The sequence below is a fragment of the Xanthobacter sp. 126 genome (genome assembly GCF_000526175.1).
Taxonomy (GTDB): domain Bacteria; phylum Pseudomonadota; class Alphaproteobacteria; order Rhizobiales; family Xanthobacteraceae; genus Xanthobacter; species Xanthobacter aminoxidans.
On the sequence record NZ_JAFO01000001.1, the window covers coordinates 1,102,811 to 1,123,345 of the forward strand.

The 20,535-nt window shown below is 67.8% G+C and carries 19 protein-coding genes; 3 read left to right on the forward strand and 16 right to left on the reverse strand.

The window, feature by feature from the left end; translation table 11 throughout:
* Positions 1 to 3: 3 nt before the first annotated feature.
* Positions 4 to 1,017, reverse strand: coding sequence for an NAD(P)H-quinone oxidoreductase (locus XAN126_RS0105235; RefSeq protein ID WP_024277549.1), 1,014 nt, complete (start codon positions 1,015 to 1,017; stop codon positions 4 to 6).
* A 142-nt stretch (positions 1,018 to 1,159) separates the two neighbouring features.
* Between XAN126_RS0105235 and XAN126_RS0105240 the strand changes: the two genes are divergently transcribed.
* Together XAN126_RS0105240 and XAN126_RS0105245 are read left to right on the forward strand one after the other, a co-directional pair.
* A complete protein-coding gene (locus tag XAN126_RS0105240; RefSeq protein WP_024277550.1) occupies positions 1,160 to 1,342 on the forward strand; it encodes a DUF1192 domain-containing protein in 183 nt (60 codons plus the stop codon).
* A 290-nt stretch (positions 1,343 to 1,632) separates the two neighbouring features.
* Entirely contained in the window at positions 1,633 to 2,034 is a 402-nt protein-coding gene (locus tag XAN126_RS0105245) for a hypothetical protein (protein ID WP_024277551.1), read from the forward strand.
* A gap of 98 nt (positions 2,035 to 2,132) precedes the next feature.
* Here the strand turns inward: XAN126_RS0105245 and rpmE are convergent, their stop codons facing one another.
* Positions 2,133 to 2,357 carry a 50S ribosomal protein L31 gene (gene rpmE / locus XAN126_RS0105250; protein WP_024277552.1) on the reverse strand — a complete coding sequence of 75 codons (225 nt, stop codon included), beginning with the start codon at positions 2,355 to 2,357 and terminating at the stop codon, positions 2,133 to 2,135.
* 175 nt (positions 2,358 to 2,532) lie between these two features.
* On the opposite strand from rpmE, the gene XAN126_RS0105255 reads away from it, so the two are divergent.
* Positions 2,533 to 4,269, forward strand: a complete 1,737-nt coding sequence (locus tag XAN126_RS0105255) for an ABC transporter transmembrane domain-containing protein (protein ID WP_245272350.1) — start codon at positions 2,533 to 2,535, stop codon at positions 4,267 to 4,269.
* 3 nt (positions 4,270 to 4,272) lie between these two features.
* Here the strand turns inward: XAN126_RS0105255 and XAN126_RS0105260 are convergent, their stop codons facing one another.
* The 14 genes from XAN126_RS0105260 to XAN126_RS0105325 form a co-directional block, all read right to left on the reverse strand.
* The gene (locus XAN126_RS0105260; protein ID WP_024277554.1) at positions 4,273 to 4,773 is read right to left on the reverse strand and encodes a GNAT family N-acetyltransferase; all 501 of its coding nucleotides are present in this window, start codon (positions 4,771 to 4,773) and stop codon (positions 4,273 to 4,275) included.
* Between the two features lie 178 nt (positions 4,774 to 4,951).
* Positions 4,952 to 5,548 (reverse strand): DUF2239 family protein, encoded by a 597-nt coding sequence (locus XAN126_RS0105265; protein WP_024277555.1) that lies wholly within the window; start codon positions 5,546 to 5,548, stop codon positions 4,952 to 4,954.
* Between the two features lie 77 nt (positions 5,549 to 5,625).
* Positions 5,626 to 5,991, reverse strand: a complete 366-nt coding sequence (locus XAN126_RS0105270) for a DUF1850 domain-containing protein (protein ID WP_024277556.1) — start codon at positions 5,989 to 5,991, stop codon at positions 5,626 to 5,628.
* Between the two features lie 3 nt (positions 5,992 to 5,994).
* Positions 5,995 to 8,124 carry a TRAP transporter permease gene (locus tag XAN126_RS0105275; RefSeq protein WP_024277557.1) on the reverse strand — a complete coding sequence of 710 codons (2,130 nt, stop codon included), beginning with the start codon at positions 8,122 to 8,124 and terminating at the stop codon, positions 5,995 to 5,997.
* Between the two features lie 100 nt (positions 8,125 to 8,224).
* The gene (locus XAN126_RS0105280; RefSeq protein WP_024277558.1) at positions 8,225 to 9,202 is read right to left on the reverse strand and encodes a TAXI family TRAP transporter solute-binding subunit; all 978 of its coding nucleotides are present in this window, start codon (positions 9,200 to 9,202) and stop codon (positions 8,225 to 8,227) included.
* A gap of 130 nt (positions 9,203 to 9,332) precedes the next feature.
* Positions 9,333 to 10,511: an NnrS family protein gene (locus tag XAN126_RS0105285; protein ID WP_024277559.1), complete on the reverse strand. Its 1,179-nt coding sequence runs from the start codon at positions 10,509 to 10,511 to the stop codon at positions 9,333 to 9,335.
* A gap of 33 nt (positions 10,512 to 10,544) precedes the next feature.
* Positions 10,545 to 11,576, reverse strand: coding sequence for a GTP 3',8-cyclase MoaA (gene moaA / locus XAN126_RS0105290; RefSeq protein WP_024277560.1), 1,032 nt, complete (start codon positions 11,574 to 11,576; stop codon positions 10,545 to 10,547).
* Between the two features lie 3 nt (positions 11,577 to 11,579).
* Positions 11,580 to 12,416: a carbonic anhydrase gene (locus XAN126_RS0105295; RefSeq protein ID WP_197024099.1), complete on the reverse strand. Its 837-nt coding sequence runs from the start codon at positions 12,414 to 12,416 to the stop codon at positions 11,580 to 11,582.
* The gene (locus XAN126_RS28155; protein WP_024277562.1) at positions 12,403 to 12,801 is read right to left on the reverse strand and encodes a hypothetical protein; all 399 of its coding nucleotides are present in this window, start codon (positions 12,799 to 12,801) and stop codon (positions 12,403 to 12,405) included. The genes XAN126_RS0105295 and XAN126_RS28155 overlap by 14 nt, the downstream gene beginning before the upstream one ends.
* A 9-nt stretch (positions 12,802 to 12,810) precedes the next feature.
* Positions 12,811 to 13,653 carry a peptidylprolyl isomerase gene (locus tag XAN126_RS0105305; RefSeq protein WP_024277563.1) on the reverse strand — a complete coding sequence of 281 codons (843 nt, stop codon included), beginning with the start codon at positions 13,651 to 13,653 and terminating at the stop codon, positions 12,811 to 12,813.
* Between the two features lie 5 nt (positions 13,654 to 13,658).
* On the reverse strand, positions 13,659 to 14,432 hold the full coding sequence (gene narI / locus XAN126_RS0105310) for a respiratory nitrate reductase subunit gamma (RefSeq protein WP_024277564.1): 774 nt from the start codon (positions 14,430 to 14,432) through the stop codon (positions 13,659 to 13,661).
* 11 nt (positions 14,433 to 14,443) lie between these two features.
* Complete coding sequence (gene narJ, locus XAN126_RS0105315; protein WP_024277565.1) at positions 14,444 to 15,181, reverse strand: nitrate reductase molybdenum cofactor assembly chaperone; 738 nt, start codon at positions 15,179 to 15,181, stop codon at positions 14,444 to 14,446.
* Positions 15,181 to 16,716 carry a nitrate reductase subunit beta gene (gene narH, locus XAN126_RS0105320; RefSeq protein WP_024277566.1) on the reverse strand — a complete coding sequence of 512 codons (1,536 nt, stop codon included), beginning with the start codon at positions 16,714 to 16,716 and terminating at the stop codon, positions 15,181 to 15,183. Before narH ends, narJ begins: the two co-directional genes overlap by 1 nt.
* Positions 16,713 to 20,456 (reverse strand): nitrate reductase subunit alpha, encoded by a 3,744-nt coding sequence (locus XAN126_RS0105325; protein WP_024277567.1) that lies wholly within the window; start codon positions 20,454 to 20,456, stop codon positions 16,713 to 16,715. Before XAN126_RS0105325 ends, narH begins: the two co-directional genes overlap by 4 nt.
* Positions 20,457 to 20,535: the final 79 nt, after the last annotated feature.

Here is a 20,535-nt window from a genome sequence, read left to right on the forward strand (position 1 = left end):
GGACTATTCCACCACCAGAACGATCTTGCCCACGTGCGCGCTCGCATCCATGCGGGCGTGCGCTCCGGCAGCGTCCGTGAGGGGGAATGTCTCATCCATCACCGGACGGTACTGTCCGGCGGCGATCAAAGGCAGTACACGCTCGACGATGGCTGCGGCGATGGCCGCTTTTTCGGCGACCGGGCGCGAGCGCAGGGTGGAGCCGGTGTGGGTGAGGCGCTTCAGCATGAGGCGCATGAAGTCCACCTCGGCCTTCGCGCCCTGCTGGAAGGCGATCTGCACGATGCGGCCGTCCTGCGCTGCCGCTTCGTAATTCTTCTGAATGTAGGGGCCGCCGATCATGTCGAGGATGACGTTGGCGCCCTTGCCGGCGGTGAAGCTCTTCACCTCGGGGACGAAATCCTGCGTCCGGTAGTTCACCGCGAGGTCGGCGCCGAGCTTCACGCAGGCAGCGCACTTTTCGTCCGATCCGGCGGTGACGACCACGCTGGCACCGAGCGCCTTGGCCAACTGGATCGCCGTGGTGCCAATGCCGCTCGCTCCGCCGTGCACCAGCAGCGTCTCTCCGGCTTTCAGCCCACCACGGTCGAACACGTTGCTCCAGACGGTGAAGACAGTCTCAGGCATAGCCGCTGCCTCGGCCATGGAGAGACCTTCGGGAACCGGCAGGGTGGTGGCCTCATGGGCGGGGCAATATTCCGCATAGCCGCCGCCGGTTACGAGGGCGCACACCTTGTCGCCGATCTTGTAGGTGCTCGCACCCTCGCCCAGCGCCACCACGGTGCCTGCGATCTCCAGTCCCGGAATGTCGGAGGCGCCGGGCGGCGGCGGGTAGAGACCCTTGCGCTGCATCACGTCCGGCCGATTGATGCCCGCTGCCGCAACCTTCACCAGCACCTCTCCCGGCGCGGGCTTCGGCACCGGCCGGGGGCCGGGCACCAGCACCTCGGGGCCGCCGGGGGCGCTGACGGTGATGGCGGTCATGGTCTCGGGCAGGGGGACAGCGGCGCTGGTCATGGAAAGCTCCGGTGGGGCACCCAGCACGAAGCTCTTCCCAGCCCGGCCACGGCGCGCAAAATAGGGCGATCATACAGGAGGCACCCGCGCCTGAGGCAGCGGCGGTCGCCGCGGAGAATAGGGAAGGGGAGGAGCAAAGCCAATGGATGAGGAGATCAAGCCGAAGCCCGTCGATCCCTTGGCGCTCGCCGACGTGTCGCGTCTGTCGGTGGACGAGATCGAGGCGCGCATTGTCACGCTTAAGGCGGAGATCGCGCGGCTGGAGGCGGCGCTCGCCTCAAAGCGTGCCTCACGCGCGGCGGCGGATGCGGCGTTCAAGCTGTAGGGACGGAAAAGGCCGTTGGACCCTGCGCTTGCGCCGGGGCCTTTAGCGCGGAATGGGCGCGGCTAGCCGGTTCGCATTAACGCGGCGTTAATATCCGGCGCGCATTCTGGTGTCGTCCGTCGGAAAAGATCCTCCCCGGACTTCTGGCAACTTTCCCTGTCGGACTGCGAGCCGCCGCAAGGCGGCTCTTCTTTGGCCAGCCCCCGATATCCCCAGTCTGATCAGTGCAGTTCCCCTTTACGGGGATGCCGACGCTGCGCTTCATGCCGGTCCAATCACAGGAGCGGCCGGTGGACGAGGCGCGGGACAAGAGAGACGGGATCACGCGAGGCTTCGAACGCCTCGCTGTGGCCGAGACACGCCTCGCCGCGTCCGCTCTCTCCGCTGCCGACCGCGAAACCCTAGCGCGCCTGCGCTCGGATATCGCGGCCGGTCTTGTGCTGCTGCTCAGCCGGGCAGATGGCTGCATCTCCCGGGCCGAGATGGCGACCGCGGCAGCGCCGCTGAAGCTGGTCCTTCCCGCAAACGTGATCGGGCGCCTGCCGGCCGCCGCGCGCCTCGCTGCGCTGGATCTGGCAGCCCTCGCCGAGGGGGTCACCAACGGGTTCGTGGTGGCACAGGCGGCCGAGCCCCAAAACGAAAAGCCGCGACGGCGGCAGGGCCGCCCGCGGCTTGAACTCGTCATTCCCTGAGCCGGTCCCTTTGCGCGAACCGGTTGTGCGCTTGCGTCGCTGCGGCGGAGGCGCGCAGCTTCGCAGCGGCAGCGAGGGGCCTGAAGGCCCCTCCGGCCTCAGCCCTTGAGGAGCGCGCCGAACTTGTTCTTGAAGCGGGACACGCGGCCGCCGCGGTCCATCAGCTGCTGGCTGCCGCCGGTCCACGCGGGATGGGTGCGCGGATCGATGTCGAGCTGGAGGGTGTCCCCCTCCTTGCCGTAGGTCGACCGGGTCGTGTACTCGGAACCGTCCGTCATCACCACCTTGATGAAGTGGTAATCGGGGTGGATGTCGCTCTTCATTGGTTCAATCCTTTATCGCCACGCCCGCCCCGCCGGGGGAGGCAGCGTCAATTTCGGTTCCTGACGGAAGTGGCGGGTCTATAGCCGAGTGGATGCCTTGACACAAGCCGACACCTCATCTGCCCCTGTCGACAGCCCCGAAACCCGCGCCGACGCTGAGAAGCGCAGGCGCGACCTGAAGCCGCTGGCGGGCCTTGCACCCTATCTGAAGCGGTATCGCGGCCGGGTGGCGGGGGCGCTCTGTGCGCTGCTGGCCGCCGCGCTCGCCACGCTCGCGCTGCCCATCGCTGTGCGGCGCATGATCGATTTCGGCTTCGCCGAGGACCATGCGGGGCTCGTGGACCAGTATTTCGGCGTGCTGGTGGCGGTGGCCGCCGTGCTCGCGCTCGCATCCGCCGCCCGCTACTACCTCGTGACGACTCTGGGCGAGCGGATCGTTTCGGACCTGCGCACGGCGGTGTTCGCCCGCCTCGTGACGCTGGACGGCGCCTTCTACGATTCGGCCCGCTCGGGCGAACTTACCTCCCGCCTCACTGCCGACACCACGCAGCTCAAGTCCGCGGTCGGTGCCTCTGCCTCTACGGCCCTGCGCAATCTCATGATGTGCATCGGCTCGGTAGCGATGATGGTCGTGACGAGCCCCCGCCTCTCCGGCCTCGTGCTGGTGGCCATTCCCATCATCGTGCTGCCGTTGATGGCTTCAGGCCGCAAGGTGCGCCGTCTGACCCGGCAGGCGCAGGACACCCTCGCCGATGCGTCCGCTTATGCCGCCGAGGCGCTGAACAGCATGCGCGCACTGCAGGCGGCGAGCGCCGAGGGCGTGGCGCGGCAGCGTTTCGACGGCGCTGTGGAAGAGGCCTTCGGTGCCGCCCGGCAGGCGACCCAGGCGCGCGGCTGGCTCACCGGCATCGCCATCTTTCTGGTGTTCGGCTCGGTGGTGGCGGTGCTGTGGGCGGGTGCCCAGTCGGTGCTGGCCGGCACCATGACATCGGGCGCTCTGGGCCAGTTCGTGCTCTATGCGGTGCTCGCTGCTGCCTCCCTCGGCAACCTTTCCGAGACCTGGGGCGAGATGTCGGCCGCCGCCGGCGCTGCCGAGCGGATCGGCGAACTGCTCAAGGTCGAGCCTCAGGTGCGCCCGCCGGCCCGGCCGGTGCCGCTGCCGGGGCGGGTCAGCGGCGCCATCCGATTCGACGAGGTGTCCTTCTCCTATCCCACGCGGCCCGATCAATCGGCGCTCGCAGCCATTGCATTCTCCATCAAGCCCGGGGAGCGCGTCGCCCTCGTCGGCCCGTCCGGGGCTGGCAAGAGCACCGCGTTCCAGCTGCTGGAGCGCTTCTACGACCCGCAGGCCGGGCGCATCCTCCTCGACGACATCGATATCCGCGAGGCGGATCCCGTCGCCGTGCGGCGGCAGATGGCGCTGGTGCCGCAAGAGGTGGCCATCTTCGCCGACAGCGTGCGGGCGAATATCCGCCTCGGACGCCCCGAGGCCACCGACGCCGAGGTGGAGGAGGCCGGCCGCGCAGCGCTGGTGGATGAATTCGTCGCCCGCCTGCCGCAGGGCTGGGACACCATGGTGGGCGAGCGCGGCGTGATGCTTTCCGGTGGCCAGCGGCAACGCATCGTCATCGCCCGCGCCATCCTGCGCGGCGCGCCCATCCTGCTGCTCGACGAAGCGACGAGCGCCCTCGATGCGGAAAGCGAGACACTGGTACAGACGGCGCTGGAGCGGTCGATGGAAGGGCGGACCACGTTGGTCATCGCCCATCGCCTTTCCACGGTTCTGTCGGCCGACCGCATTCTGGTGATGGAAGCCGGTCGCATCGTGGACGAGGGCACCCATGCGGAACTGGTCGCCAAGGGCGGCCTCTACGCACGCCTCGCGCAGCTCCAGTTTCACGCTGCGGCGTAGGCCTCAGGCGCCGCGCCATTCCATCCGGTACGTCAGGCGGCCAGACATGGGGTTGGCGCCTTCGGAGACGATGGAGAGCCCCATCTTCTCGTAGAAGCGCACGGCGCGTGGGTTGTCCTGGTTCACGTCGAGGGCGCCGAGGGCGGGGGAGAGCCGGCGCGCCTCCGCCATGAGCGCCTCGGCCGCACCCTTGCCCCAGGCGCGCGGCGCCACTGCGAGCTGGTCGAGATAGCCAGTGCCGGGATGGATGACGACGAAGCCGGCGACGGGGCCGTCCTTGTGCCCCTCCCGCGCCACGCGGATCAGCGCGCCGCCGGCGGTCAGGCTATCCAGATGGCTTTCCAGCCAAGGCAAGCGCGCGGGAAAATCGATATCGGGCATCGTCTTCGCCCAGGTCTCCACCCACAATTGCGCCATGGCTGGCCGGTCCTGAGGCGTCGCCGCGGCGAGAACGTAGGCGGGAACGGGCTCTTTGGGCGGTTCTTGGGCGATCTGGTCGGACATGGCGGCTCCGGCGGTTGCCCCACACTGCGCCTGTCCGGTTGCCGTCGCTTTAATGCCTCCGTGGTTCAGGCCGGCAGCGGCCTCTCGACCAAGTAAAGCAGGCGCGAATCGCCCAGCGCCGCCGTTCGGCGGTCGGCCTCCCGTGTGGGCCGCAGATGGGTGGTGACTGGCGCCGGGATCAGTCCGCCTCCGGCTTGTTGACTGCGTCGAAGGCGAGGTGGATGGCGTGGTCGCGCACGTCGGGCGGCCAGCCGGCTGTCGTCTGCTCCAGCCCCGCCCGGTCGTCGGCAAACAGGGCGCGGGTGGCCTCTTCGTAGCCGGGCAGGTCGCCGGCCAGTGCCTGCATGAAATGATAGGCTGCGGTCTGAGCGGAGCGCCGCTGCTGCGGAGCGCCCCGTCGCCGGGCCTCATCCACCAGGCGGCGCAAGGTCGCCGAGGCGCCGCTCGGCTGGGCGGCGAGCCAGTCCCAGTGCCGGGGCAGCAGCGTCACCTCGCGTGCGACAACACCTAGCTTCGGGCGGCCGCGGCCCTTGCCGGGTGCCTTGGACTCGGTGGCATCCGGTGTGGAGGGGGGATCGAGGCGGGCGAGGATTTCGGGATCGCTGCCGCGCAGGTCGAGATCGATGAGCCGCCCGGTGGCATCGTCGAAGACGAGCACGCTCTCTCCGGCCTCGGTTGCCGCCTTCACCGCCAGCGCCACGTCGGCGAGGGGACCACGCCGGAGGAGGCGCATTCCGGCAAAGGCGGTGCATGGTCTGGCGGGGGAGGGGGACACGGGAGGGCTCCTGCTTTGGGCATGAAAATACCCGGATGAAAATATCTGTCCAGCCCGATCGTCCGGCGGCCAGCCGCTTATTCGCAGATGGTCAGAGTCACTGGATCAGCGTCGGGCGGCACTAGTTCGGCCATGGAGTGGCAGGTGCCGGCCATGCAGATCTGCCAATCGGCCGTGGCGCCGGAGCGGCGCAGGATCACCTCCCGCTGCGGCGCCAGTGTGGGATGGGCGACGTAGAAGCCGCCCTTCAGCACGGCGCCCTCCGGCGGCTCCATGCCGGCGCCCGAGCCTTGGACACGCACCTCGGCGAGCACGAGGCCGTCGGAGGTGGCGCGCCAGTCCTCCTGCCACGCGCTCTTCTGCACCGAATGGGTCCAGGCGAGGGTGATGGCTGCGGCGAGCCGCACCACGGTGGCGCCCGTCGCCAAACAGACAAGGGCCACCCCTCAGGCCACGGCCGGACGCGACCGGTTCTTCCAGTAGTGCCAGCCAATGAAGGCGGCAGAGGCGGCGAAACCGATCTCGTCGGTCATGGGCAGTGCGAGGATGAGCAGCGCCGCAGCGGCGAAGGCGATGATGCGCTCGATGACGTTGAGCGGCGCCAGCAGATAGCCGGTGGCGGTTGCGGCCCACAGGATGATCGCGACGATCGCCTTCACGAACACATAGGCGACCGCCGGCCAGAAGCCGATGAGATCGGCCATGGGATCTCCGTTCTGCAGCATCAGCGCGGGAGCATAGACCGCCATGAACGGCACCACATATCCCGCCACCGCGATGCGCGTCGCGATCCAGCCGATAGTTTGTCCCGACGCCCCCGCGATGGGCGCCGCCGCGAAGGCGGCTAGCGCCACCGGCGGGGTCAGGTCGGCCATGATGCCGAAATAGAAGACGAACATGTGAGAGACGATGAGCGGCACCCCGAGCGCCAGCAGCGCCGGGCCGGCGATGGAGGCGGTGATGATGTAGTTCGGGATGGTGGGTAGCCCCATGCCGAGGATGAGGCAGGCGATCATGGTCAGCACCAGCGACAGGAACAGCGAGTTCTTGCCCACCTCCACCACGAACGTTGCGAAGGTGGTGGCGACGCCGGTCAGGGTGAACACGCCGATCATGGTGCCCACCAGCGCGCAGGCGATGCCCACGGGCAGGGCATTGCGGGCGCCGTCCGCCATGCTCTCGATGCTGATGCGCAGCGTCTCGCGCCCGCCCTTCACAAAGAACAGGATTGCGACCAGCACCGCGATGACCGTGGCGACGCCGTTGATGCCATACTCGACAAAGCTCGCCGCCGACAGGCCGAGCACGATCCAGAACACCACCCGCAGCCCGTAGGGGCCGATGAGCCGCGCCACTGGCGCGCCCAGCACGATGAGGGCGGTCAGCGCGAGACCCACCGTGCCAGCGAACAGCGGCGTGTAGCCGGAGAACAGCAGCCACACCAGCGCTGCCAGCGGCAGGATGAGGTACCAGTTGTTCTTGAGCGCCAGCCAGGCATTGGGGCACTTGTCCTTGGGCAGGCCGGAGAGACCGTCCTTGCCGGCCTCCAGATGCACCATGGCGAAGACGGTGAAGAAATAGAGGAAGGCCGGGATCACCGCCGCTGTTGCGATGGTGGCGTAAGGCACGTCGATGGTCTCAGCCATGATGAAGGCGACCGCCCCCATCACCGGCGGCATGATCTGCCCGCCCATGGAGGCGGTGGCCTCCACCGCGCCGGCGAATGCCGGCTTGTAGCCGAAGCGCTTCATCAGCGGGATGGTGAACTGGCCCGTGGTGACCACGTTGGCCACGCCCGAGCCGTTGATGGTGCCCATCAGCGCCGAGGAGATCACCGCCACCTTGGCCGGGCCGCCCTTGGCGTGGCCCACCGTGCCCATGGCGAGGTCGTTGAAGAGCTGGATCATCCCGGCGCGCTCGAGAAAGGCGCCGAACAGGATGAACAGGAAGATGAAGGAGGAGGAGACGTAGGTGGGCGTGCCGTAGATGCCCTCGGTGCCGAGGAACATCTGGTCCACCACCTGCACATAGTCGAACGGGCGGTGGTCGAGGGGCGCGGGCAGGTATTCGCCGAACAGGCCGTAGAGGATGAAGCCGCCGCACATGATGGGCAGCGAGGCGCCCATGAGCCGGCGCGAGCCCTCGAATACCAGTGCCACGGCAATTGTGCCGACCACGATGTCCAGGGTGGAGGGATCGCCGGCCCGCTGGATCAGCGCGGCATAGAACACCCAGTGATAAAGCCCGACGATGAAGGAGAAAATGCCGAGGCCCCACAGCACGAGGCGCTCGGTGCCGGTCTTGTGGTTGGCGGCGATGGCGAAAACTACCAGAAGCAGGAAGCCCACATGGATCGAGCGCACCACCTGGCTGGCGAGCGGGCTCCAGGCCGCCGTGATGACCTGGAAGGTGGAGAAGGCCACCGCAATCCAGAACACCGTGCGGCCCCACGTCCCCGGCCCCCAGGTGAGGTCGAGCAGCGCGTCATCCACCACCACGGGCGCGCCGTGGTCGGGATTGTTCACGTCGTGGCTCACCGGTGGGGCGGTCTGCGGGGTGTGGAGCGAGGAGGTCATGGGTCAGGGCTCGCGGCGGCTGGCACGGTCTGGAACGGGAAACGGCGGCGCTGGAGCGCGCCGCCGGCAAGGCAATCGAGCGGGCGTCTGGTCCCTTGGATCAGGGCGTGACGCCCTTTTCCTTGAAGAACTTCTCGGCTCCCGGATGGAAGGCAACCGGCGAGCCCTTCATGGCATTGGCGAGGGTGATGGACTTTGCCGCGGAATGGGCCGCGGCCAGTTCCGGCAGGTTCTCGTAGATGGCCTTGGTGATGGCGTAGACCTCATCGTCCTTCAGATCGGACCGTGTGACGAGGAAATTCGGCACGGCGGCCGTCGCCACGTCCGCGCTCTGGCCCTCATACGTGCCCGCCGGGATGGTGGTCTTGAGATAGGGCGCGCCGATCTTGTCGATCACCGCGCCGGGCACCTCCACCACCACGATCGGCACCGAGTTGGCGAGATCCTTGATGGAGGCGACGCCGAGGCCGGCGGACTGCAGCGTGGCGTCGAGCTGGCGATTCTTCATCAGCTCCACGGACTCGGCGAAGGGCAGGTATTCGATCTTTCCGAGGTCCTCATATTTGAGGCCGGCCGCATTGAGAATGGCGCGGGCATTGAGTTCCGTGCCGGACTTGGGCGCGCCCACGGAGAGGCGCTTGCCCTTGAGATCGGCGATGGTCTTGATGCCGGAATCCTTGGAGGCCACGATCTGGATGTAGTTGGGATAGATGCCGCCCAGCGCCCGCACCTTGGTGAGCGGCGTTTTGAAACCGGCCTCTTCCTTGCCGGCCGCGCCGTCGGCGAGGCTATCGGCGAGGGTGAAGGCGACCTCGCCCTTGCCCTGCTGGATGAGGTTCAGATTCTCCACCGACGCCTTGGTCGCCTGCACCGAGGGGCGGGTGCCGGGCACCTTCTCGCCGATGACCTTCGAGATCGCGACGCCAAGCGGATAATAGACTCCGGACGTCCCGCCGGTGAGGACGTTGACGAACTCGGCCCGTGCGGCGGCCGGGGCGAGGGCGAGCGCGCAGGAGAGGGCGGCTGCGGCAAGATGGGCGGGTCGAAAGGCTTTGGCTGCGGCGGACAGGCGCTGCATTGGCGTGCTCCCTTGTTATCGATCGTTGCAGGGAGGCTACCGTCTCGCACCGTAAAGGCCAGCGCCTTTCTGACTCTTGCGACTAAAGTCGTATGCGCGGTTGCCGGGTATGGCCAAGCTTCATCCGACCTCAGCTCCGTCGTACCAGCATCGGCCCGTAGATGATGACGAAGCCGGTGAACGCGGCGGACCAGAAGGCGGCCGCGGCCAGCATGAGCGGTGCCATCCATTGGGGGAGGCAAGCCATGGCCACGCGCGCCACAAGTGCTGCAACGACAAAGAGATATACCGCGACGGTGCCGGGCGTTGCGGCTAGCGCCTGGCCGGAATGGCCGAGGGTCGCCCGTGTCATCATGGCCAAAGTCATGCCGCCGATGCCGCCGATGGCCCAGACGTGGAGCCCGACTGCGGGCGGCACATGATCCGGCGCCAGCGCCGTCGCTCCGGCCGCGAGGAAGCCCAGCGCCACCAGCAGGAAGGCGCCGTGCAGCACCAGAACCAGTGGGTCGGCGAAGGTCCGCCAGCCGCGCCAGCGGGCAAGCCTGGCCAGGGATGCAAGCCCGGCCGCGATCAGCGCGATGCCCGTCAAACCCTTGTCGGGAAAGGCGATCCAGCCAATGAGCGCCAGTGCGGAAAGGCCGAGGGCATAGGCATCCCAGCGGTCGAACGGCGCCGGCCGTTGTTCATTCGGCCGCCGTACCAGCCAGTTGCCGGTGAAGCTCGGCACCACCCGGCCGCCGAACAGGAGGATGAGGAAGACGATCAGGGCCAAAGCCGCCCGCCCCGCATGGTCGGCATCGCCGGTGAAATGGGCCTCCAGATGGAAGGCGAGATTGGCGCCGGCGAGCAGGCCCACCATAGCTATAACCTTGAGATTGCGCCAGTTTTTCCCCGCAGTGACCTCCCGCGCCACCACCAGTGCGAATACGACGAGGAAGGCGACGTCGATCACCGCCGCCGTCGCCCAGCCGATGCGGGCGGAGACGAGAACGGCGGCGCGGCCCGCAAACCAAAGCAGGGCAAGGCTTCCGAGGGCGGTCCCGGCGACCGGGAGGCGGCCGGTCCAGTTGGGGATGGCGGTGAGGAGGAAGCCGGCGATGACGGCGGCGCCGTAGCCGAACAGCATCTCGTGGGCATGCCATTCGACGGCGGAAAATGCAGTCGGGAGAATGACTTCACCGAGAAACACCGCCGGCCATATGGCGATGGCGGCGAGGGCGAACAGGCCGGCGCCGAGGAAGAAGGGGCGGAAGCCCCGGCTCAGCAGGGCGAGGCCGGTGAAGGCGCGGAAAGTGGCAGCGGTGCGCATGGCTATAGTCCTGAAATATAGAAAGAATTTTTCTCATCCACCCAGCGCTGACATATGCCGTGCCAGGCCCGGCGCGCCGCCGCGGGTGATGACGAAGTCGTGCCCGCGGGGCTTCGCCTGGATGGCTTCGGCGATGGCCTCCACCAACGCCGCCTCGCCGCCAGTGCGCAGGCAAGTCTTTAGATCCACTGCATTTTCCTGGCCGAGGCAGGTGTAGAGAACGCCCGCCGCGCTTACCCGGATACGGTTACAGCTCTCGCAAAAGGAATGGCTCATGGGGGTGATGAAGCCGATGCGGCCGCCGGTTTCCTCGACGCGGGCGTAGCGGGCGGGGCCGCCGGTGCGATCAAGTGTGTCGGTCAGAGAAAAATGCTGCTCGATCAAGGCCCTGAGCTTGTCGAGCGGCAGATATTGGTCGACCCGGTCCACCCCCACGTCGCCCAGTGGCATGGTCTCGATGAAGGTGATGTCCATGCCGTGCCGGTGGGCGAATTCGATGAGTTTCACCACCTCATTCGGTGTGGAATCCGCGAGTGCCACCACGTTCAGTTTCACAGTCAGTCCGGCAGTCCGTGCGGCACGGATGCCGTCCATCACGACCGGCAGCGATCCGCGCCGGGTGACCTGCCGAAAGGTATCAGGGTCCAGCGTATCGAGGGACACATTCACCCGCCGCACCCCGAGGCGGGCGAGGTCGTCCGCGTGGCGGGCGAGCTGGGTGCCGTTGGTGGTCAGCGTCAGCTCCTTCAGCGCGCCCGAGGCGAGGTGGCGGGAGAGGGAGGCGACGAGGTCCATGATGCCCCGCCGCACCAGCGGCTCGCCGCCGGTGAGGCGCAGCTTGGTGACGCCCTGGCGGATGAAGGCGGTGGCGAGGCGGTCCAGCTCCTCGATGGAGAGCACCTCGTTGCGCGGCAGGAAGGTCATGTCCTCGGCCATGCAATAGACGCAGCGCAAGTCGCAGCGGTCCGTCACGGAGAGGCGCAGATAGGTGATGCGGCGGCCGAACAGGTCGATGAGTGAGCAGGGAGAGGCCGGCACGGGGCAGGGGGCGATCTGGGTGGGCATGGCTCAGGCCTCCTCCGCCGCGCGGGCGGATGGCGGGGGGAAGGCGCCGCAGCTACAGGTGCCGACACCACAGGCCCCAAGGCCGGGGAAGGCCTCGGCGTCCATCTCCAGGAAGGCGGCGATGGCGTGCCGGCGGGCGGCGGTCATGGGCTCGGCGGGGGCGCGGATGAGGGTGTCGAGAGCGGGCAGAGCGGCGAAGTCTTCGGGCGAGGAAATGGTGGCGCCGAGGTCACGCAGCAGGCCGTCGCCGATGCCGTAGATCCAGCCGTGCACCGTCACCTGATGGCCGCGCGCCCAGGCGGCCTTCATGACCGGCGTGGCGGCGAGGCGGCGCATCTGCAAGGCGACGTTCAGCTCGCACATGCGGTCGATCTGCCGGGCGGCATCGCCGGCCGCCGCGATCTCCCGGCGGTGGCGGCAATAGAGATCGACGATGGGGGCGAGCCAGTGGTCCACCAGCGCGCTGCCGCCGGTGCCGGCGGCATTCTCCAGCGCGCGCCGCACGCCGCCGCAGCCATAATGGCCGCAGACGATGACATGGCGCACGCCCAGCACTTCCACGGCGAATTCCAGCACCGCCAGCATGTTCATGTCGCTGGAATGGATGACGTTGGCGATGTTGCGGTGGACGAACAATTCGCCCGGATCTAGCCCCACCACGTCGTTCGCCGGCACCCGGCTGTCGGAGCAGCCGACCCACAGGAAGCGCGGCGCCTGCTGCTCGGCGAGGCGGCGGAAGAAGGTGGGGTCCCCTTCCGTCTTGGCGCGCGCCCAGGCGAGATTGTTGTCGAACAATTCGTCGAGGATGCCGTCCGGGCGGGGGCGCTCAGCCGTGCCCATGACGGTCTCCACCATGGCCTCCGCCGCCCCCGCAGCCGCCGCCCCCGCCGCAGCCACAGCCGCCGCCGTCACGGGAGGCGTCTTCGGCCTCCCGCGCTGCCGCCGCCGCATCGTCCTTCAGCGCCCATTCGGTCATGGTCCGAAGGCAGGTGGCGGCGGGATCGGTGCTGCGCTCCAGCGCGGTCATCAGCGCCAGCCAGTCCTCGTCGCCCGCATGGTCGCCGAAGCGGGCGCAGGCGGAGGCGGCATAATCCGCCGCGCGCTCCCCATAGGGCGCCCCGGCCGCATCGGCGCGGGCGACGAGGGAGAGGTCGCCGAGGCTGATGAGGGTTTCCTGCGCGAACCGTTCGTCGCGCAGGCGCCGCAGCAGGCTTCCGAGCAGCATGGCGGCCCCCTATTGCACGAGGGGCGATTGCGCCCCTTCCATGGATATGCCGCGAATGTCGGCGCGGCCGATGAGCAGGCTCACATACTGGCGCATGGCGGCGTGCCAGGAGGACAGCTCCAGGTGGCCGGCAATGGCCTCCCTCACCATCTCGAACGGCAAAGCGCGCCCTTCCACGCAATGGGCGAGGCGGACGATGTGGAAGCCGTAGCGCGTCTCCACCGGCACGGGGTGGATGGCGCCCGGCTCCATGGCCGCCAGCGCCGCCTCGAACTCCGGCACGGTCTGGCCCCGGCCGATCTGGCCGAGGCTACCACCCACCTCGCGGGAAGGGCAGGCAGAGGCCTCGCGCGCGGCGGCCTCGAACGCCACGGCACGGGAGAGAAGGCCGGAGAGCAGGGCTTCGGCCTGGTCCCGCGCCGCCTGCCGCGCGCCCGCATCGGTGGGGTCGGCGGCGATGAGGATGTGCGCCACCTCGTAGAGGTCGCCGGTGCGAAATAGCGCCGGGTTGCGCGCGAAATAGCGCCGGCAGGTGTCCTCGTCCGCCGTGGGCACCTTCACCTCTTCCTCGAGCAAGGCGCGGATGACCGCCTCTTCCTCGGTCTCGCGGCGGTCCTCGTCGTCCTCCTCAGGCACGGCGGCGATGCCGAGACGGTCGGCCTCGGCGAGGAGGAGCTGGCGCACCACGAGGGCATGGGCGGCGGCCTGCCATGCCGCGGCGGGGTCGGCGGCTGCATGGTTCTGCGCCTCGCGGGCGATGTCGGCGCGGGCGATGGTGACGCCATCCACGGAGAGTTCCTGTGGCAGGCGCCCGGCGGGGCGGGGTGCGGTGCGGCTGACGATCTCGACCATGTCCTTCACTCCGCAGGTTGGCCGAGGGGGCGGGCGGCGGGGCGCACGGCCGCCGTCGCCGGCTGCGGGCGCGCGGCGACCGGCTTGCGCACGGGTCGGCGCGAGCGCACCACCTGATAGCCGGGCCGGCCGAGATACCAGACCGGCGCGCTCCACACATGCACGAGGCGGGTGAAGGGGAAGACGAGGAAGATCGTCATGCCCAGCACGAGGTGCGCCTTGAAGATGGGGCTCACGTCCGCGACATAGGCGGCCGCCGCCGGCTGGAGGGTGAGGATGCCCTGCGCCCAGTTCATGAACTTCACCATCTCGTGCCCATCCATGTGGTGGAGCGAGACGAAGATGGTGGAGAGGCCGAGCGTGAGCTGCACCCACAGCAGCAGCAGGATGGCGGTGTCGCCGAAGCTGGAGTTCGCCCGGATGCGCGGATCGAACAGCCGGCGGTGGGCCAGAAGCGCGATGCCGATGAAGCACATCACCCCGGCGATGCCGCCCACCGTGATGGCGAGGCCCTGCTTGAAGCTGTGCGAGATGCCCAGCGCATCGAACACCCAGATGGGGGTGAGGAGGCCACCGGCATGGCCGATGAAGATGACGAGGATGCCCACATGGAAGAGGTTCGATCCCCAGCGCAATTGCCGCTTGCGCAGTAGCTGCGAGGAGCCGGTCTTCCAGGTGTATTGCTCGCGATCGAAGCGGATGAGGCTGCCGACGAGGAACACCGTGAGGCACAAATAGGGATACCAGCCGAACAGGGCGGAATTGATGGCCTGGGACATGGTCGTCTCCTTCAGGCGGCAGGTTGGCGCGCGGGGTGGCGCGCGTCGCGCTGGGCGGCGCGCAATTGGGTGCGGAAGCGATCGACGCCGCAGGAGGCAGCATCGCCGGGGCCGAAGGTGACGGCGGTCTCCTCCCACTCCTTGTCCAGCGCATTGAGGTCGAGGGCGGTGAGGTCTTCGGTGTGGGGCGTCGGCGCGGGCGCGGGTGCGGTTGCCGAGGTGTCTGGGGCTTCGGCCTCGGCACCGGCGAGGTGGCGCACGGCGGTGAGCACGGCGGCATAGAGCGAGCCGCGCGCGTTCAGGCGTTCTTCCAGCGTGGCGAGGATGTGGTCCACGTCGGCGAGGAGCGCCTGCGCCTCGGCCTCGGGCCGGGTGGCGGCAAACTCCAGGAACAGCGGCAGGAAGTCCGGCAGCTCGTTGGCGTCGATGGCGAGGCCGCCCTGCGTGTACAGCGCCGCGAGGTCCACCATGGCCTGCCCGCGGTCGCGGCTTTCTCCATGCACATGCTCGAACAGGTGCAGGGAGAGCCGCCGCGTGCGGTCGAACAGGCTCACATAGGCCTCTTGCAGGTCGTAGAGGTCTTCGCCCGTGAGCGAACGCAGCAGCGGCATGAGGCCAAGGCGGGTGGGGGCGTCGAGCCGGCCGTCTTCGGTGAGCGCCTCGGCGAGGTGGGGCGCCGCATCCTGCAATGCCGCCTCGGGATAGAGGAGGAGGCGGGAGAGGGCCTTGAGGGTGAGATTGTCGGCCATCACTCAACCTCCATCGGGGTCTTGGCGCGCCGGCCCGGCGTGTGGGTGGGGCTGCCGAACAGGTTCACATCGCTGTCCCCGCCGGAGCAGCCGTTGCCGAAGGAGAAGCCGCACGAGCCGCGCAGGTCGAACGGGTCCTCCCCCGCCTCGCGATGGGCGGTGGGGATGACGAAGCGGTCCTCGTAATTGGCGATGGCCATGGTCTGGTACATGTCCTCGATGTCCGCGCCGGTGAGGCCGACCTTGGTGGCGATGCCCCCATCGATGCGTCCGTCCACCGTCTTCGCCCGCATGTAGGCGCGCATGGCGAGCATGCGTTCCAGCGCCAGGGCGACCGGCTCCTCGTTGCCGGCGGTGAGCAGATTGGCGAGGTAGCGCAGCGGGATGCGCAGCGAGCGCACGTCCGGCATCTCGCCGTCCATCCCCATCTTGCCGGCGGTGGCGGCGGACTGGATGGGCGAGAGCGGCGGTACGTACCAGACCATGGGCAGGGTGCGGTATTCGGGATGGAGCGGGAAGGCGACCTTCCACTCCATGGCCATCTTCCAGATGGGCGAGACCTTCGCCGCCTCGATCCAGGCATCGGGCACGCCATCGGCGCGGGCCTGGGCGATGACGGCGGGGTCTTTCGGATCGAGGAAGAGGTCGAGCTGGGCCTGGTAGAGCTTCTTCTCGTCCTTCACGCTCGCCGCTTCCTCGATGCGGTCGGCGTCATAGAGCAGCACGCCGAGATAGCGGATGCGCCCGACGCAGGTCTCCGAGCACACGGTGGGCTGGCCCGCCTCGATGCGCGGATAGCAGAAGATGCATTTCTCCGACTTTCCCGAAGACCAGTTGTAATAGATCTTCTTGTAGGGGCAGCCCGACACGCACATGCGCCAGCCCCGGCACTTGTCCTGATCGATGAGGACGATGCCGTCCTCCTCCCGCTTGTAGATGGCGCCGGAGGGGCAGGCGGCCGCGCAGGTGGGGTTCAGGCAGTGCTCGCACAGGCGCGGCAGATACATCATGAAGGTGTTTTCGAACTGGCCGTAGATGTCGGCCTGTATGCCTTCAAAGTTCACGTCCTTGCGGCGCTTGGCGAACTCGCCGCCCAGGATTTCTTCCCAGTTCGGCCCCCACTCGATCTTCTCCATCCGCTCGCCGGAAACGAGGGAGCGCGGGCGGGCGGTGGGGAAGGCTTTCGATTCCTTGGCGGTGTGCAAATGCTCGTAATCGAAGGTGAAGGGCTCGTAGTAATCGTCGATCTCCGGCAAGTCCGGATTGGCGAAGATGTTGGCGAGCACGCGCCATTTCGCGCCGATGCGCGGCTCGATCTTGCCGTTCTGCTTGCGGCGCCAGCCGCCGTTCCACTTCTTCTGGTTCTCCCACTCGCGGGGATAACCGACGCCGGGCTTGGTTTCCACATTGTTGAACCAGGCGTATTCCACGCCCTGGCGGCTCGTCCACACATTCTTGCAGGTGACGGAGCAGGTGTGACACCCGATGCACTTGTCGAGGTTCAGCACCATGGCGATCTGGGCGCGGATCTTCATTGGGCCATCTCCTTTTCGGAAGCGGCCGGCAGCTCATCCTCGAGCCAATCGATCTTGTTCATCTTGCGCACCACCACAAACTCGTCGCGGTTGGAGCCGACCGTGCCGTAATAGTTGAAGCCGTAGGATTGCTGGGCGTAGCCACCGATCATGTGGGTCGGCTTCAAGACGGTACGCGTCACGGAATTATGGATGCCGCCGCGCTTGCCGGTCATTTCCGATCCGGGGGTGTTAATGATCTTCTCCTGCGCGTGATACATCATGGCCATGCCCGGCATGACGCGCTGGGAGACTACGGCGCGGGCCGTGAGCGCGCCGTTGGCGTTGAACACCTCCACCCAGTCATTGTCGGCGAGGCCGGCCGCGCGGGCGTCGTCCTCGCTGATCCAGATCACCGGCCCGCCCCGGTTGAGGGTAAGCATGAGAAGATTGTCAGTATAAGTGGAGTGAATGCCCCACTTCTGGTGCGGGGTGAGGAAGTTGAGCACGATCTCCTGGTTGCCGTTCGGCTTCGCGCCGCGATGGCCGGTGATGGTCTTCAGATCCACCGGCGGCTTCCAGGTGACGAGCTCCTCGCCGAACGCCCGCATCCACAGATGGTCCTGATAGAGCTGCTGGCGGCCGGTCAGCGTGCGCCACGGGATCAGCTCGTGGACGTTGGTGTAGCAGGCGTTGTAGCAGACCTTCTCGCTCTCGATGCCCGACCATGTGGGCGAGGAGATGATCTTGCGCGGCTGCGCCTGCACATCACGGAAGCGGATCTTCTCGTCTTCCTTGGGCAGCGCGAGATGGGCGTGCTCGCGGCCGGTGTTCTTGGAAAGCGCTTCCCACGCCTTCACCGCCACCTCGCCATTGGTCTCCGGCGCCAGCATGAGGATGACCTCGGCGGCGTCGATGTCGGTCTCGATCTTGGCGAGGCCCTTGGCCGGGCCGTCGCGGTGGGTGCCGTTGAGGGCCTTGAGCGCCTCCACCTCATGCCCGGTCTTCCACGATATGCCCTTGCCGCCGTTGCCGATTTTCTCCATCAGCGGGCCGAGTGCGGTGAAGCGGGCGTAGGTCGCGGGATAGTCGCGCTGGACCACCGTGACGGACGGCATGGTCTTGCCGGGAATGGGCTCCACCTCGCCCTTGCGCCAGTCCTTCACGTCCAGCGCCTGCGCGATCTCGGCCGGCGTGTCGTGGAGGATGGGAGTGAGCACCGTGTCCTCCTCCACCCCCAGCACCTCGGGGGCGACAGCTGAGAAGGTGCGGGCGAGGCCCTTGTAGATGTCCCAGTCGGAGCGCGCCTCCCATGCCGGGTCCACCGCCGCCGAGAGCGGATGGATGAAGGGGTGCATGTCCGAAGTATTCAGGTCGTTTTTCTCGTACCAGGTTGCGGTGGGAAGCACGATGTCCGAGTAGACGCAGGTGGTGGACATGCGGAAGTCCAGCGTCACCAGGAGATCGAGCTTTCCGGTGGGCGCCTCCTCATGCCACGCCACTTCCGTGTTGCGCACCGCGCCCTCGGCGCCGAGGTCCTTGCCCATCACGCCGTGCTGGGTGCCGAGCAGGTGCTTGAGGAAGTATTCGTGCCCCTTGCCCGAGGACCCCAGCAAATTGGAGCGCCAGACGAAGAGGTTGCGCGGCCAGTTGTCCGGGTGGTCCGGATCGTGGCAGGAGAGTTCCAGCTCGCCGCTCTTCAGCGCCGAGGCGACATAATCCTTCACCTCCTTGCAGGCGGCCTTGGCCTTGGCTGCGATGGCGAGGGGGTTCTGCTTCAGTTGCGGGGCGGAGGGCAGCCAGCCCATGCGCTCGGCGCGCACGTTGTAGTCGATGAAGCTCTTGTCCCATTCGCCCTTGGGCGCGGTGGGGGAGAGGATTTCGCCGGCGGTCAGCGTCTCGTAGCGCCACTGGTCCGTGTGGGCATACCAGAAGGAGGTGGCGTTCTGGTGCCGGGGTGGGCGCGACCAGTCGAGGCCGAAGGCCAGCGGCTGCCAGCCGGTCTGCGGGCGCAGTTTCTCCTGCCCCACATAATGCGACCAGCCGCCGCCCGACTGGCCGATGGCGCCGCAGAACACCAGAAGGTTGATGACCCCCCGGTAGTTCATGTCCATGTGATACCAGTGGTTCATGGCCGCGCCGATGATGATCATCGAGCGCCCGTTGGTCTTCTCCGCATTGGTGGCGAACTCGCGCGCGACCGTGATGATGGCGTCCCGCTTCACACCGGTGATGCGCTCGGCCCACGCCGGGGTGAAGGGCACGTCCTCGTCATAGGAGACGGCGACATTGCCCCCGCCGAAGCCGCGGTCGAGGCCGTAATTGGCCATCATCAGATCATAGACGGTGGCGACCTTCATCACGCTGCCGTCGGCGCCCTGGATGAGGCGGACGGGCAGGTTTCGCGTCAGCACCTCGCCATGGTTCGTGGCCACGAAATGCTCGGTGGCGCGGCCGCCGAAATAGGGGAAGTCCACGGCCGCGATCTCGTCCGCATTGTCCTCCAGCGAGAGGCGCAGGCGCAGAGCGCGGCCGGTGCCGTCCTTCTCCTCCAGATTCCATTTCGCCTGCTCGCCCCAGCGGTGGCCGATGGAGCCCACGGGGGCGACGAGATCGCCGCTCGCCTCATCGAAGGCGACGGTCTTCCACTCGGGATTATTGGTCTCGCCGAGGCCGCCGGGCAGGTCGGAGGCGCGCAGCATCCGCTCCGCCACGAGGCGTCCGTCGCGCTCCACGAGCCGCACGAGGAAAGGCATGTCCGAGTAGCGACGCAAGTAATCGTCGAAATAGGGCACCTGCCGGTCGAGGTGATATTCGCGCAGGATCACATGGCCCATGGCGAGGGCCAGCGCGGCGTCGGTGCCCTGCTTGGGGTTCAGCCAGATGTCGGCGAATTTGGTGGCCTCGGCATAATCCGGCGTCACCACCGCGCTCTTGGTGCCCTTGTAGCGCACCTCGGTGTAGAAATGGGCGTCCGGCGTCCGCGTCTGCGGCACGTTGGAGCCCCACACGATGATGAAGCCGGCATTGTACCAGTCGGCGCTCTCCGGCACGTCGGTCTGCTCGCCCCAGGTCTGGGGCGAGGCCGGCGGCAGGTCGCAATACCAGTCGTAGAAGGAGAGGCACACGCCGCCGAGGAGCGAGAGATAGCGCGCGCCCGCCGCATAAGAGACCATGGACATGGCCGGGATGGGCGAGAAGCCCGCCACCCGGTCCGGGCCGTGCTTGCGAATGGTGTGGGCGTTGGCGGCGGCGATGATCTCGTTGACCTCGTCCCAGGTGGCGCGCACCAGCCCGCCATGGCCGCGGATGGAGGTGTAGGAGGCGCGCTTTTCCGCGTTCTCGACGATGGAGGCCCAGGCGGCGACCGGCGGCAGTTTCGCCCGCGCCTCGCGCCACAGCTTCAGGAGGCGCCCGCGCACCATGGGGTGCTTCACTCGCGCGCCGGAATAGAGATACCAGCTGTAGGAGGCGCCGCGGGCGCAGCCGCGGGGCTCATGGTTGGGCAGGTCCGGCCGCGTGCGGGGATAGTCCGTCTGCTGGGTTTCCCAGGTGACGATGCCGCCCTTCACATAGATCTTCCACGAGCAGGAGCCGGTGCAGTTCACGCCGTGGGTGGAGCGCACGATCTTGTCGTGCTGCCAGCGCTTCCGGTAGCCGTCCTCCCACGAGCGATCCTCGTGAGTGACGATGCCGTGGCCGTTGGAGAAGGGCTCGGTCTCGCGGCGGAAGAAGGTGAGCCGGTCGAGGAAATGGGACATGGGTAGAGCCTTCCGTGTGTTTTCGCTCAAGCGCCGCGCGGGCTTGACCACCGGTTCGCGAGCCGGGCTCGCGAACCGG

Coding starts and splice junctions, on each gene's coding strand:
- XAN126_RS0105275 (WP_024277557.1), bottom strand. CDS start 8,124: ATGACCTCCTCGCTCCACACCCCGCAGACCGCCCCACCGGTGAGCCAC.
- narI (WP_024277564.1), bottom strand. CDS start 14,432: ATGTCCCAGGCCATCAATTCCGCCCTGTTCGGCTGGTATCCCTATTTG.
- XAN126_RS0105280 (WP_024277558.1), bottom strand. CDS start 9,202: ATGCAGCGCCTGTCCGCCGCAGCCAAAGCCTTTCGACCCGCCCATCTT.
- XAN126_RS0105235 (WP_024277549.1), bottom strand. CDS start 1,017: ATGACCAGCGCCGCTGTCCCCCTGCCCGAGACCATGACCGCCATCACC.
- XAN126_RS0105325 (WP_024277567.1), bottom strand. CDS start 20,456: ATGTCCCATTTCCTCGACCGGCTCACCTTCTTCCGCCGCGAGACCGAG.
- XAN126_RS28155 (WP_024277562.1), bottom strand. CDS start 12,801: ATGCTGCTCGGAAGCCTGCTGCGGCGCCTGCGCGACGAACGGTTCGCG.
- XAN126_RS0105240 (WP_024277550.1), top strand. CDS start 1,160: ATGGATGAGGAGATCAAGCCGAAGCCCGTCGATCCCTTGGCGCTCGCC.
- XAN126_RS0105305 (WP_024277563.1), bottom strand. CDS start 13,653: ATGGTCGAGATCGTCAGCCGCACCGCACCCCGCCCCGCCGGGCGCCTG.
- rpmE (WP_024277552.1), bottom strand. CDS start 2,357: ATGAAGAGCGACATCCACCCCGATTACCACTTCATCAAGGTGGTGATG.
- narH (WP_024277566.1), bottom strand. CDS start 16,716: ATGAAGATCCGCGCCCAGATCGCCATGGTGCTGAACCTCGACAAGTGC.
- XAN126_RS0105260 (WP_024277554.1), bottom strand. CDS start 4,773: ATGTCCGACCAGATCGCCCAAGAACCGCCCAAAGAGCCCGTTCCCGCC.
- narJ (WP_024277565.1), bottom strand. CDS start 15,181: ATGGCCGACAATCTCACCCTCAAGGCCCTCTCCCGCCTCCTCCTCTAT.
- XAN126_RS0105285 (WP_024277559.1), bottom strand. CDS start 10,511: ATGCGCACCGCTGCCACTTTCCGCGCCTTCACCGGCCTCGCCCTGCTG.
- XAN126_RS0105295 (WP_197024099.1), bottom strand. CDS start 12,416: ATGGGCACGGCTGAGCGCCCCCGCCCGGACGGCATCCTCGACGAATTG.
- moaA (WP_024277560.1), bottom strand. CDS start 11,576: ATGCCCACCCAGATCGCCCCCTGCCCCGTGCCGGCCTCTCCCTGCTCA.